Below are 14211 nucleotides of genomic sequence, written 5' to 3'. Positions count from 1 at the left end.
TAGTTATGAAGTCTATTTTATCCATTTTAATATTTTTTATTAGTGTTAGTCTGTATGCACAGAATGACCTTACTGACAAAAGTTTATATTTTAAAACCTTTGATGCCAAAGATGTTATTGATGAAACGTATGGTATAAATATTTATGAAAAATTAAATATGATGTTGGGTGATAAATCGACTAGAAATGGTATTAATGGTTATGCCGCTAATGGTTTTTTAGAAGATTATTACACCACAGGAGAACTTTTACATAAAGGTTTTTATGTTGATGGACAACTAAAAATTTACAAAAACTACTATCCTAATGGAAATATAGAGCGTAACTTTAGAATGGTTGACATTAAAAAAAGTAAAATGACCATTTTTTATGAAGATGGAACGATGAAATCTGATATTGTTTATATTGAAAACGAAGCATTGTCATGGATTGATTATTACCCAAATGGGATGATAGAGTTCGAAGAGATTTACGACAAGTCTTTTCAATATTATGAGAAGAAAGCGAATTATTATTCGAATGGAAAACCTGAGAATATACTTGAACTCACAGATAAAAAAAAGTTGCTTTATAGCCAATCATATTATTATGAAAATGGGAATTTGAAAGAACAAGGGGTAGTCAAATACGATAAAGCGATGTTTGATTATTCAAGAATAGGGGATTGGAAATTATACAATGAAAATGGTGTAGCGATTAAAATTCAAAAATATACTAATGGTGTTGTTCATTCTGAACAAAATTTATAATCCAATATTATGCAAATCAAGAGCCTTTCAGATTTTTATTATTACCCTTTAAAAAATCAACCAAAGAGTGATGCCTTTACACAAAAAATAAATGGTGAATGGGTGTCTACCTCTTCAAAAGAATTGGTTGAAAAAGCTATTTTGTTAAGCAAGGGTTTACTTGATTTTGGTATAAAAAAAGGCGATAGAATTGCAATTGTTTCTAATAACCGAACAGAGTGGCATTTAACGGATTTAGCCATTCAGCAAATTGGAGCAGTTAATGTTCCAATTTATTCAAATATTAATCCAGAAGATTACAACTATATTTTAAATGATTGTGGGGCGAGGCTGGTTTTTGTTTCTGATGAAGAGATTCTTGGGAAAATAAAACAGATAAAAGATAAAGTGCCTTCATTAGAAAAAATATTTACTTACAATAATATACAGAGCGAGTCTAATTATACAGATTTATTAAACAGTTCATCAACTATTGATATTGAAGAGATTAGGAATACGGTAACAGGAAATGATTTAGCTACCTTAATATATACTTCTGGCACAACAGGAAACCCAAAAGGAGTTATGCTTACACATAATAATTTTATAAGTAATGTATTAGCATCCGAAGCTAGATTACCAATAGCTAGAGAGCAAAAAGCATTGAGTTTTTTGCCTTTGTGCCATGTATTCGAAAGAATGTTAGATTATTTATACATCTACAAAAGTGTATCAATATACTATGCAGAATCAATGGATACAATTGCTGATAATCTTAAAGAGGTAAAACCTCAGTTGTTTGCTACTGTTCCTAGATTGTTAGAAAAGGTTTATGATAAAATTGTTGCTAAAGGCACAGATTTAACTGGAATTAAAAAAAGACTATTCTTTTGGGCATTAGAGTTAGGACTGAAATATGATCCAATTATAGATGGAGGATTTTGGTATAATTTACAATTGAAATTAGCTAATAAAATCATTTTTTCTAAATGGAGAGAAGCTCTGGGAGGAAATGTAATTGCAATTGTTTCAGGTGGAGCAGCATTACAACCTCGATTAGCAAGGGTATTTGCTTCGGCGAATATTCCTGTGTTAGAAGGTTATGGGTTAACTGAAACGTCGCCGGTTATAGGTGTAAACTCATTATTGCCAAATGGACGAATGATTGGTACAATAGGAAAACCATTAGAAAATTTAGATGTTAAGATTGCAGAAGACGGTGAAATTATTGTGAAAGGACCAAGCATAATGAAAGGTTACTATAATAAGCCAGAATTAACAGCAGAAGTGATAGATGCAGATGGTTATTTTCATACAGGAGATATAGGAGAGTTTATAAATGGATTCTTAAAAATTACCGATAGAAAAAAAGAAATTTTTAAAACTTCTGGAGGTAAATACATTGCTCCACAGGTTATGGAAAACAAATTTAAAGAATCACGTTTTATTGAACAGTTAATGGTTATTGGGGAGGGAGAAAAGCATGCAGCGGCTATTATTCAGCCTGATTTTGCTTTTCTTGAAGGATGGTGTAATAGAAAAAATGTTGAGTATAATAATCCTTCAGATGCAATAAAAAACAAAGCTGTGATAGATAGAATTACCAAAGAAGTTGAAGAACTAAATAAAGGATTTGCACATTATGAGCAAATTAAAAAATTTGAATTAGTTGATACTCAATGGGGAATTCCATCAGGAGAATTGACTCCTACATTAAAATTAAAGCGTAAATTTATTCTAACTAAATACCAAAATTTAGTGGATAAAATTTATCGTTAATGCTTCTCATAAAAAAAATAAATACAAGAGCTATATATTTTGTGGTTCTTATGTTTCATTTTTTAACAACTTCTTCACAAAATATATTTGAGATAGATAAAATAAGTTTAGAAGAAGCTAAACATCATCAAAAGCTATTTAATTCAACTCAAAAAGGAGTTGTTGAAACTGAAAACTACAACTTGTATTATCATCGATTGGTTTGGGAAATCAATCCAGAGATATTATACATTAAAGGTGAGATAACCTCATACTTTTCGCCAGTTGCAACAAATTTTAATCAAATATATTTTGATTTAACAACAGCATTAACAGTTGATTCTGTTATTTACCACGATACGCTAGTTTCTTTTACACAACTGCCCAATAATAGCTTACAGATAAATTTACCTTATGAAATAGGAATAAATTCATTAGACTCGATTACTGTTTATTACCAAGGAGTTCCACAAAATAGTGGTTTTGGTTCTTTTGTTCAATCATCACATTTAAATGATTCAATTATTTGGACACTTTCAGAACCTTTTGGAGCATACGAATGGTGGCCTTGTAAAAATGGATTGTACGATAAAATTGATTCAATAGATGTAATTGTAACAACCCCAAAAAAATATCGGGTTGGTAGTCAGGGCTTATTAATAAATGAAGTTGAAATAGGAGCAAACAAAACTTATCATTGGAAACATCGTTATCCAATTTCTACTTATTTAATTTCAATAGCAGTAACAAATTATGCCTCGTTTACAATCAATGCAAATTTAAGTCAAGGAGTTCTGCCCATCGTAAATTATATTTATCCTGAAGATTCTATAACTTATTTTCCTCAAATTAATGCTATTACTCCAATCATAGAACTGTTTGATTCGTTATTTGGTGTATATCCTTTTATGAATGAAAAATATGGGCATGCTCAGTTTGGTTGGGGAGGAGGAATGGAGCATCAAACAATGAGTTCAATGGGAGGATTTAGTGAACATTTAATGTCGCATGAGTTAGGGCATCAATGGTTTGGTGATAAAGTGACTTGTGGTAGCTGGTCGGACATTTGGTTGAATGAAGGGTTCGCCACATACTGTACAGGGATGTTTTATAAACACCTTTCGCCTGTATGGTTTAAACCATGGAAAGAGGATATGATAAATTCAGCAACAAGTTTGCCTGATGGATCTGTCTATAATCCAGATACGACATCCGTTTCTAGAATATTTAGTTCGCGATTATCATACAAAAAGGCAGCTTTTCTGGTTCGTATGTTGGAGTGGAAAGTAGGTAGCCAGTTGTTTTATCAAGCTATTAATAATTACCTCTCGGATGTGAATTTGGCATATCACTTTGCAACTACAGAAAACTTAAAAAACCATTTAGAAACCTTAAGTGGACTGGATTTAACTGAATTTTTTAACGATTGGTATTATGGAGAAGGCTTTCCTTCTTATCAAATTACGTGGGCACAAAATGGGACTGATGTTTTCTTTAAAGTAAACCAAACTCAATCTCATAATTCTGTTGCTTTTTTTGATATACCTATACCAATTTATTTAAAAGGACAAGGGTTAGATACCACTGTAGTTTTTGACCATACTTTTTCAGGTCAGCATTTTACCATTTCAATACCTTTTACCATCGATTCTGTGTTTTTTGATCCAGAATTATGGATTTTATCCAAAAATAATATAGTTACGTATGATATAAATACTTCTTTTTCACATGAATTTTTGGATTCTCAAGTAGATATATATCCTAATCCTACAAATAATATTTTATCAATATCATCCCTAAAACCAATTACAAAGGTTATTGTTTATGATGCTTTAGGTAAGCAAATTAAACAATTAGTGATTGGTGAAGGTGATATAAAATTAGATGTCAATACTACTAATTTTCCAAAAGGAATTTATTTTATAGAAATTCAAGTTGAAAAAGAAATTATCCGTAAAAAGGTGAGTAAGATTTAGCATAGTTTTTAGTTATATTTGCAATCAAAAAAAAGTAATATGAAATGAGCATAGCGAAAATTCTAAACAAACACGAATTAGGGTGAGCGAATTCCATATGACCTTTAAAAAAACAAATAAATATTAACATATGAAAAGACTTATTTTATCAGTAGCTATAGTTTCTGTATTGTTTGCCTGCTCAGGGAATAATGACTCTCAAGAGTTAACTACTGATTTAATTAATAATCCTAATTCAGCGAGTAGTTCTGAAGTAGATAAAGATGAACTTCCTTTTTTCGAGTTTGTTGAAGAAGTAGTAGATTTTGGAACAATAACTCAAGGCGAGGTGGTTTCTACAAATTTTAAATTTAAAAATGTAGGTAAATCAGATTTAATTATTTCATCTGCACAGGGTAGTTGTGGTTGTACTGTTCCTGAATGGCCAAAAGAACCTATTAAACCAGGTGAGGAGGGTAAAATTGCAGTAACATTTAACTCAACTGGCAAACAGGGTAAACAAAACAAAACAATCACATTGGTTGCGAATACAATTCCAAATACTAAAGTTATTGCTTTAAAAGGAGATGTGTTAGTTCCAAAAGGACATGAAAATGATCCTGTTTCAGAATAATATTAATTACTAAACTAAAAAATAATAATGAACAAACTAGCAATTTTATTAATGTCGGCACCAGAAGGTGGTCAAGGTGGAGGAGGAATGCAAACTCTTATAATGTTTGGATTAATTTTCGTGGTTTTCTATTTCTTTATGATTAGGCCACAAGTAAAAAAACAAAAAGAACAAAAACAATTTAGAGAAGCTTTAAAAAAAGGGGATAAAATTGTTACTATTGGCGGTATTCACGGTAAAATTGAACAAGTAAACGATGATACTGCAATAATTGAAGTGGAAGGTGGAAATCGTTTAAAAATTGAAAAATCAGCTATTGCTAAAGAATTTTCTAGTGAAGAAATGGAAAAAAAGTAATAAAGGTTGAATAAAGTCTTAACTGATATTAAGAAAAATTTAAGTAAAGCTTCTGTAAACAAGAAGCTTTACGTGTTTTTGGTCTGTCTATTTTTATCTACATTTTATTGGTTAATTAATGTTTTGGGTAACCAATATACTTCAGAGTTACATGTTGAAATTAACTATAAAAATCAGCCCGAAAAATATGTTATTTTAAGTGAGTTGCCTTCAAGTTTTAAAACAACAGTTACAACTGATGGATATACATTGTTAGCATATCAACTAAAAATTAAAAAACCTTTTGTAGAAATAAACCTTGATGATTATCAATTTGAAAAAGGGAGAAATTTGAATGAAATTCTTGTAGATGATTTTAGAAATGATATAAAAAAACAATTAAGCGACAAGATTGAAATTAATGAAATTACTCCAAAGAAAATTATTGTACGCTTAGATGATAAAGTTATCAAAACATTAATAGTAATACCCTTTTATAAACTCAGTTTTAAAAATCAATATCAATTATCCGATAGTGTAAAAGTAAACCCTAATACGATTGAAGTATCTGGTCCAAAACATGTATTGGATACACTAAATTACATACCTACGGTGTTCGCTGAAATTAATAATATAGAGGGTTCAATTCAAAAGACGATAAAGTTGGATGCTAATTTCTTTGTTAAGAATCATTTGCAAGCAGTTAATTCAGAAGTTGATATTAACATAGTTACCGATAGGTTTACAGAATATAAATTAACCCTGCCCATTAAAATAAGAAACAATCCTGATAGTGTGGATGTAAGCATAATACCTGAAAACATTGAAATCAAGTTTATGATTCCGTTGAGTCAAATATCATTATTAAATTCAGAAGAATTTAGTGTAATTGTTGATTTTGATGAGCAGAGTAAAATTTATAAAAAACTTAAAGTACATTTAGTTAAACATCCTTCGTATTTAAAATCAATAACAATTAAACCTGCAAATGTTGAGTATGTCCTCAAAAAAAAATAAACTTAAAAAGCCTATTCTTGTTGGTTTAACCGGAGGTATTGGAAGTGGAAAATCTACTATCGCTAAAATTTTTCAAGCATTAGGTATTAAAGTTTATAATTCGGATGATGAAGCAAAAAATATCATTAATACAAACCAAGAAGTTATTGTTAAGATTAAAAATAAATTTGGAGACAGTATTTATGTTAATGGATTTTTAGATTCAAAGCAATTAGCCTCAGTGGTTTTTAATAATAAAGAAGCATTAAATGAGTTAAATGCTATTGTTCATCCTCAAGTAAAATTTCATTTTGAAAACTGGGTACTTCAAAACAAAAAAGAAAAAGTATTAGTTAAAGAGGCTGCTATTTTAATTGAAAGTGGAGCAAATAAGGGTTTGGATAAAGTTGTTTTGGTAACAGCTCCAGAAGAGTTAAGAATAAGTCGTGTTTGTAATAGAGATAAATCTAATGAAGAAGATATTCGAAAAAGAATTAAAACTCAAATGACTGATGATGAAAAAATGCCTTATGTTGATTATGTTATAAAAAACAATGAGGAAGAATTTCTTCTTCCTCAAGTTGTAAAAATTTTAGATAATTTGTAGTAAAAGCTATTTATCTATATCGTCATCACCACTATCATCATCACTATAAAACTTTCTCATCACTCTATCATCTTCTTTAGCTTTTTCTTTACGTTGTTCCATTTTTAATTTATCCAATTCATCTGGATCATATTTTTTGAATACTTCAACTAAGTTTTTTGCTTTATTGGAATTAGAAGCATCTCCTTTTTGAGATAGGTACTCACTTACAATAAGCATTCCATGAGCTAAAACTCCAGCAGTAACTTCTGATGGTTTAAAGTTTTCGTTAATTGAGTCAAGTGCAGCTAAGATGTTTTTGTCTCCTTCAACAAAATTCTTAGATTTTACTTCGCATATTCCTTGCCAAAGCAGTAGAATAGGGTCGTTTGGTAATGCTTTTACGGCATATTTATAAGCACCAGCGGCTTTTCTGTAATCTTCCATTAAAAAATAATGTTGACCAAGTTTGTTGGATGTATCAGCTAATAAATCATAATATTCTAAATAATCGTTATAATACTCATTAGCTTTTGAATCTTTTTTATTGAAATTGTATAAATATTTTTGAGCACTTTTTAAAGCTTTATCATATTCTTCACCTTTACCTTGAGGGTATTTATCAGGTCGTCTAGATATTTGATAATAACCCATAGAAACATATAGGTATGGTAATGGGTGCTTTTTATATGAATCATTTTGAGTTAATGACATGGCTTTATCAACAACTTTGTCATACTTTTCATCAACATACAAGAAAACCAATTCATCAATTTTCTTATCATTATCTTGTGCATTTATTTTAGTATAAAACAATGCTGAAATCAATATTACTGTAATATAACTTTTCATAAAAAATATAAATTTTGATTTAAAATTAACTAAAATTACTTGTAATGCAAACAAAGATAATGCCCAATTCATTTTACTGGGTATTTTTGTACAAATTCTTTTAATAAATAATATGACAGATAGAGTTCAAGTGGAAAAGCAAGAGAATGAGTTGGTAATAACTATTAAATCATTTAAAGATGAATCAAAACAAAAAATGCTTTTAGTGTGGATTGTTTTATTTACAGTCTGTGGATTAGCTATTGTATCTCAGTTTTTTTACGATTATGATAAATCGAGTAAACTTTTTTTTGCGGTTTATTTGGCTTTTTGGATGTTTTTTGAGTTTAAGGTTATTTATGCTTACCGATGGAGAAATTCAGGTTGCGAAAAAATAAAAATTAGTAACGATAAAATTGAGTTAGTTAAAGAAATTGGCAAAAGAGGTATTACTCAAGTGATAACATTAAATGAAATAAGTAATTTAAGATTATTTGAACCTGAAGAACCTGGTTTTGTTAAAGCAATGAACGCATCGTATTGGAATATTAACAAATACTCAATTGCATTTGAATATCAAAATAAGCCTGTTCCATTTGCAATTGATTTAGAAAAAAATGAGGCAAAGAAATTGTTAAAGGAAATAGGGGATTTTATATCAAAAATCAAGAAATCTTAAAAACAGAAGTCTTAATTCGTTTGGTGTTGATATTTTCAATTACTTCTTCGTTAACAAGGTTTTGTGCTTCTTTTTCAGCAAAAACCTCTTTTATGTTTTTTATCGCACCCGCAGGTACATTTTTAACAATAAACAATTCCATGAGTTCTTTACTTTTAAATTGTTTAAAATAAGGAGTTAGGTCATGGTGCAACAGAGTTCTATTTTTTACTCTTAATTGATTCGTTAAATAATCATTGTTGCTAAGAATTTTATCTGCCCCTAAAATTTCAAGCATGTGTTGAAATTGAGTGTCACTCCCTATTGCTAATACAATCTGTTTATTGTCTTTTGTGATAAATATTTCACCATAAGGTGCAATGTTAGGATGCAGAGAACCTAAAGCTTGTGGGATATGGTTGTTCATTAACCAATTACATGCTTGATTTTTTAATGTAGAAAGTGCAGCATCGTATAGCGAGACTTCAACAAAAACTGATTTATAATTTTTTGTTCGATTATATAAGGCAACAAGTAACCCTTCTTTTAATTGATGAGCAGCCACGATGTCGATTAAAGCTATGGGTAGTTTAATTGGACCACTTTCTGGTGTTCCATTCATCGACATAAAACCTGTCTCGGCTTGTAAAACAACATCAAAAGCAACTCGTTTGTCATCTGAACCGAACCCATTGATACTTCCATAGATAATTTTTGGATTTATTTTTTTTAAAGTGTTATAATCCATTTTGAGTTTTACATCATCCCCTTTCTTATAGTTAGCAATAACAATGTCGGCTTTTTTTACTAATTCATGAACTTTAGCGATATCTTTTTCTAGTTTTAAATCAAGAAATAGAGATTCTTTATTCCAATTTACTGAAGAATAGTAAGCTGAAACATTTGCTGTTTTGTTTTCTGAAGATAGCTTCCAAGTTCGAGTTACATCTCCATTTGTTTTACTATTTTCAATTTTAATAACCTTGGCCCCCAACTCTGCAAAAAACATTCCTACATCTGGACCAGCCAAAACACTTGCTAACTCTAATACAACTAAATCTTTCAACATCTTTTTTAAGGAAATCTACCACCCGAAAAGTAGTATTTGTTATAATAATCTTCGTTTAGATTGCTAATGATAACCCCACTTCGAGTTGAGGCATGTATGAAATTACCATCTTGTAGATATAATCCGACATGCGAAATTTGGTTTTTATAAATTTTAAAAAATACCAAATCACCTTCAATCAAATCTTCTCTATTCTTAATAGGGATTACTTGTTGGTATATATCTCTTGATCCACCCTGAAGTTGCATGTTATAAACCTTTTCATAAAGTTTTTTAACTAGTCCTGAACAATCTATTCCTTTTTTTGATTTTCCAGCATAATTATAAGGTGTTTCTGCCCATTGATATGCTACAGTGTATAATGCATCATAACTACAAGAGTCAATAACAATTCCATTTCTACAGAAAAAATCGTTAATAATGGGTTCTACATAATAACTTTGTGAAAAGCTTATCTTACTTAAGCTTAAAATGGCGATAAAAACTATTTTTTTCATTGTGCTAACTAATCTTTTTTTACCATTTTAATAAACAATTCTCGACCTTCTCTTGGTGTAATTGAATTGTAAGCTTTTTTCATAATTTGAATATCAAAAAAAGGAGAAAATAAACCTTTGTATTCTTTTTCGTTGCCACCAAATGGAGGTTTGTCATTATTTAAATCATCATTAAATAAAAGACCAACTAACTTTCCATTTTTGTTTAAAAGCTTATGCATTTGAACAGCATACTTTTTCCTTAATTCAGGGTTAATTGCACAAAAAAAAGTTTGTTCAATAATTAGGTCAAAAGTATCATTTAAGTCAAAAAAATCCCCACAAATAAGGTTCGATTTTTTAAAATTTGGTAATCTTTTATTGAAATTCTCAAGAGCCGAAGGAGATAAGTCAACTAGATAAACATTTTTAAACCCTTTATTAATCAAGTATTCTGCTTCATAAGCATTTCCACATCCAGGTATTAAAATTTTTATTGATTTATCAGAAATCTGATCAATGTATTCCTTTATTGGAGTAGAAGGATAGCCAATATCCCAACCTATCTCCTTATTTTTATATCTATTATCCCAAAAATCTTTAGTTAATTCCACCATTTTTTTTCGTTTTGTTAGGTGTTTCGCATTCTCCTTTACTATCACCATGAGCTTCATGTGCTGGCCATGCAGACTCAGGAATTTCTATTGTTTGAGGATTCTGATTGTTTCCAGGAGGAATGTGGCAGATTTTTATTTTGGATGTTGATTGTGGACAAGCACCCAAAACATCGCCATGAGCTTGATGATTACCCCATTCAGCTGCGCTAACATTTAAAGTGGTTTTAGTTCCAGTTTCAGCATCTGTATGGCAGATGTCAAAGTTGGTTTTTGGATTACTCGTTCCTGTTGTGCAGCTCCCCAAAATATCTCCATGATTTTGATGAGTGATCCATTCAGAGGTTTGAATTGTCATGGTTTCTTTAACTCCATTAGAATTTATATGACAGATTTCCATATATTCAATATTGTCATCAGGACATTTACCAAGTGTAGCACCAATACTTTCGAAATAAGATAGCAAGTATTTTTTTATGGTAATATCTTTTTTATTTAGACAAATATCAACAGGTGTTTGATCGAATCCATCACAACTACCAACTAAATCACCATGTGCTTGATGGCTTGGTAAGTCAGTTTTATTGATTAGCATAGGTTCTAAATCACCATTAGTTTGGTTAATATGACAAATTTGGATTTGAGTTGAATTTGTGTTTCTGGGGCAAACGCCTTTAGTATCACCATGAGCAGCATGATTAAACCAATCTTTTTCATCAATCAAGATATTTGATTTCTGTCCAGTTTCTCTATCAACATGACAGATTTGAATTTGAAGGTTACTAACAACACGAGGGCAATCACCAATAATATCTCCGTGAGCTTGATGTATAGACCAATCCGTTTCAGGGATTTCTAATTTTTGTTTTACTTTGGTAACAGGGTCGGTATGACAGATGGTGATGTTTTTTACTTCAATAGGGCAAGAGCCTTTAGTATCACCATGTCCAGCGTGAGTAAACCAATCTTTTTCATCAATCAAGATATTTGATTTCTTTCCGGTTTCTCTATCAACATGACAGATTTGGATTTGAAGGTTACCAGCAACACGAGGGCAATCACCAATAATATCTCCGTGAGCTTGATGTGTAGACCAATCTGTTTCAGGGATTTCTAATTTTTGTTTTATTTTGGTAATAGGGTCGGTATGGCAAATGGTAATTTTTTTTACTTCAACAGGACAAGTGCCTTTAGTATCACCATGAGCAGCATGGTTAAACCATTCATTTTCATTAATTTCAATCTCTTGGGTAGTTCCATTGTTGTTTTTATGACAAATAGTAATTTTATTAACAGGAGATGTACATGAAAGAGAAAATTCTTTGCTAACAGTTTTTACATTGTTTTTTGCAACAACTTTAAAAAGATTTTCTCCAATTTTTAGATCGATTGTTGAATGTAAAATACCTGCTTGAAGATAGTATAAATAAGAAGGAACTTTTGAATTGTTTTGTAAAAATTCAATATCTTTTTCATTGGTTATATTTTCAATTTTTACTTCAATTTTTACCTTACAATTAGGTTGATTAAAGGTTGTGTTTGTTGGGTTTAACAACGTAATTGTTGGAGGATTTGATATTGGATTATCTATTGGTGTTGGAGTAGGATTTGGTACCGGTGAAGGAACAGGTGTTGGAGTCGGTTGTACCGGTGTTATAGGGTTTGTTGGTACAGGTGTTGGTTCTGGTTTAGGGTTTGGTAAGGGAGTAGGTTTTGGTGGTGCAACTGGATTTGATGGTTTTGGAGGAGGATTATTATATGTTTGTTCAACGTGTTCGCGTGATTTGAATATGTAAAATATAAAACCGATAGAAGTGTAGTGGTAAATGTCTTGAATAAATGATGGATGTCTGTCAGATTGATGCAGTTGACCATCAAAAAAATCTGTTTGAGGAAGTGATGTTTTGTGTTCTAGAGCAATTGTTAATAATGGAGCCACTCTAAACCCAATTCCAAAACCTAATGTAGGAGTAAAAACAAATGAGTTTGGCGTAACATTAGGAAGACTGGTTTCATAATTTAAATCTCTCAACGATTTAAGTTGTGATTTAACGTCGGATTTTGATAAATCAATTTTTGAGTAGTCATACAAATTTCCTAATGCATCAAATTGATTAGTTTCAGACTTGTATTGAGTTGCACCACCACCTACAAATAAATAAAATAATACACCATGTTTAATGTAAAGTTTATTAAACTTTAACATCGCTTCTAAAGAGTATTCGTTTAGTGTTGTTCTATTATTCAGGAATAATGGTAGATTAGTGTAGTTGTTCAAAGGGTTTTCAAATCCGTTTATAGCACTATTACTGATAAAGCCATCGTGTAAGTTCAGTTCTGTGCCATAAGTAGTTCCGTATAAATATCTGCCACGTAATGAAAATCCAAAAATACTATAGCTATTTTGTATGAAAGCATATTCTAATGTTGCACCCACACCTAGTCCGAACAAATCGTTTTTTATATCAGTTGTTTGATACGTGCCACCTAGGTTAAAGCCAAATTTTAGACGACCATACTCGTTTGTATATTGTTGAGTATGGGCAGGTTTAGAAGATAAAAAAAATAAAATTATTAGAATTAAAAAATAAAAATGTCTCATTATAAATTTTGTAAAAAAAAAAGCACCAAGATTATTTTCTTGGTGCTTAAAATTAATTTTTTTATTTCAATTATAGATACGTTTGAAGATTGTTTGTTCTTGAAAGTCTTCTCATTCTTCTTAAACCTCTTTCCTTAATTTGTCTAATTCGTTCTCTTGTTAAACCAAAGTGGCTACCAATTTCTTCTAAAGTCATTTCTTTTCTACCACTTAATCCGTAAAATAAACGAATAACCTCTGCTTCCATTCCTTTTAAGTAGGATAATGTTCTTTCAATGTCAGTAGATAATGACTCATGAATTAAGGTGTCGCTTGGAGCTGGTGTACCATCACTTTCAATAACACTTATTAAACTGTTATTATCTTCATCGTTAGCCATTGGAGCATCTAATGAAGCTTGTTTTTTCGACATTTTTCTAGAGTTTTGAACTTTCTCTAAATCCATGTCTAATATATCAGCTAATTCCTCATCAGTTGGTTCACGCTCCATGGTTTGTTCAAATTCGCTTGACGCTTTATTTATTTTTTGGATTTCACCCAAACGGTTGTGAGGTAAACGAATTGTTCTAGAGTTATCAGCAGCAGCTTTTAATATACTTTGTCTAATCCACCAAACGGCATAAGAAATAAACTTAAATCCTTTTGTATGGTCATATCTTTTTGCAGCTTCAATCAAACCTAAGTTTCCTTCGTTAATCAAATCTTCTAAAGTTAAACCAGTATTTTGGTATTGCTTGGCAACACTAATAACGAATCTAAGGTTTGCTCTTACCAATCTATTTAACGCTCGGTCGTCACCATCTTTAATTTTTTGAGCCAAATCAACCTCTTCATCAGCTGTAATCATCGGTTCACGAGAAACTTCCTGAAGGTATTTTTCGAGAGATTTACTCTCTCTTTTGGTAATTTGTTGTGTAATTTTTAACTGTCTCATTCTTATATTTTATCTAGTTCTATGTTAAACCTAT

The 14211-nt window shown here is 30.6% G+C and carries 14 protein-coding genes; 8 read left to right on the top strand and 6 right to left on the bottom strand.

Going from position 1 to position 14211, the window contains the following annotated elements:
- The first annotated feature begins 5 nt into the window (after positions 1-5).
- The 7 genes from H6589_07395 (at position 6) to H6589_07365 (ending at position 7014) form a co-directional block, all read left to right on the top strand.
- Complete coding sequence (locus tag H6589_07395; GenBank protein MCB9174417.1) at positions 6-749, top strand: hypothetical protein; 744 nt, start codon at positions 6-8, stop codon at positions 747-749.
- A gap of 9 nt (positions 750-758) precedes the next feature.
- A complete protein-coding gene (locus H6589_07390) occupies positions 759-2507 on the top strand; it encodes a long-chain fatty acid--CoA ligase (protein MCB9174416.1) in 1749 nt (582 codons plus the stop codon).
- Positions 2507-4462 carry a T9SS type A sorting domain-containing protein gene (locus tag H6589_07385; protein ID MCB9174415.1) on the top strand — a complete coding sequence of 652 codons (1956 nt, stop codon included), beginning with the start codon at positions 2507-2509 and terminating at the stop codon, positions 4460-4462. Before H6589_07390 ends, H6589_07385 begins: the two co-directional genes overlap by 1 nt.
- Positions 4463-4592: 130 nt before the next feature.
- The gene (locus H6589_07380) at positions 4593-5075 is read left to right on the top strand and encodes a DUF1573 domain-containing protein (GenBank protein MCB9174414.1); all 483 of its coding nucleotides are present in this window, start codon (positions 4593-4595) and stop codon (positions 5073-5075) included.
- Between the two features lie 27 nt (positions 5076-5102).
- A complete protein-coding gene (yajC, locus tag H6589_07375; GenBank protein ID MCB9174413.1) occupies positions 5103-5432 on the top strand; it encodes a preprotein translocase subunit YajC in 330 nt (109 codons plus the stop codon).
- A gap of 6 nt (positions 5433-5438) precedes the next feature.
- Entirely contained in the window at positions 5439-6428 is a 990-nt protein-coding gene (locus H6589_07370; protein ID MCB9174412.1) for a hypothetical protein, read from the top strand.
- Positions 6409-7014 carry a dephospho-CoA kinase gene (locus H6589_07365; protein MCB9174411.1) on the top strand — a complete coding sequence of 202 codons (606 nt, stop codon included), beginning with the start codon at positions 6409-6411 and terminating at the stop codon, positions 7012-7014. The genes H6589_07370 and H6589_07365 overlap by 20 nt, the downstream gene beginning before the upstream one ends.
- A 6-nt stretch (positions 7015-7020) precedes the next feature.
- Here the strand turns inward: H6589_07365 and H6589_07360 are convergent, their stop codons facing one another.
- Positions 7021-7845 (bottom strand): hypothetical protein, encoded by an 825-nt coding sequence (locus H6589_07360; protein ID MCB9174410.1) that lies wholly within the window; start codon positions 7843-7845, stop codon positions 7021-7023.
- 112 nt (positions 7846-7957) lie between these two features.
- Between H6589_07360 and H6589_07355 the strand changes: the two genes are divergently transcribed.
- On the top strand, positions 7958-8503 hold the full coding sequence (locus H6589_07355; GenBank protein ID MCB9174409.1) for a hypothetical protein: 546 nt from the start codon (positions 7958-7960) through the stop codon (positions 8501-8503).
- On the opposite strand, the gene H6589_07350 is transcribed toward H6589_07355, so the two are convergent.
- From H6589_07350 to H6589_07330, 5 genes are all read right to left on the bottom strand, one after another.
- On the bottom strand, positions 8490-9551 hold the full coding sequence (locus H6589_07350) for a CoA transferase (GenBank protein ID MCB9174408.1): 1062 nt from the start codon (positions 9549-9551) through the stop codon (positions 8490-8492). The genes H6589_07355 and H6589_07350 overlap by 14 nt on opposite strands.
- Positions 9552-9556: 5 nt before the next feature.
- Entirely contained in the window at positions 9557-10048 is a 492-nt protein-coding gene (locus H6589_07345) for a C40 family peptidase (GenBank protein ID MCB9174407.1), read from the bottom strand.
- Between the two features lie 8 nt (positions 10049-10056).
- The gene (locus H6589_07340) at positions 10057-10641 is read right to left on the bottom strand and encodes a methyltransferase domain-containing protein (GenBank protein MCB9174406.1); all 585 of its coding nucleotides are present in this window, start codon (positions 10639-10641) and stop codon (positions 10057-10059) included.
- Positions 10628-13243, bottom strand: a complete 2616-nt coding sequence (locus H6589_07335; GenBank protein ID MCB9174405.1) for a hypothetical protein — start codon at positions 13241-13243, stop codon at positions 10628-10630. Before H6589_07335 ends, H6589_07340 begins: the two co-directional genes overlap by 14 nt.
- A gap of 70 nt (positions 13244-13313) precedes the next feature.
- Positions 13314-14177, bottom strand: a complete 864-nt coding sequence (locus H6589_07330) for an RNA polymerase sigma factor RpoD/SigA (protein MCB9174404.1) — start codon at positions 14175-14177, stop codon at positions 13314-13316.
- Positions 14178-14211: the final 34 nt, after the last annotated feature.

Source organism: Flavobacteriales bacterium (assembly GCA_020635795.1).
In the GTDB taxonomy this organism is placed as follows: domain Bacteria; phylum Bacteroidota; class Bacteroidia; order Flavobacteriales_E; family Vicingaceae; genus Vicingus.
This window is presented reverse-complemented; position numbering and strand designations above follow the sequence as displayed.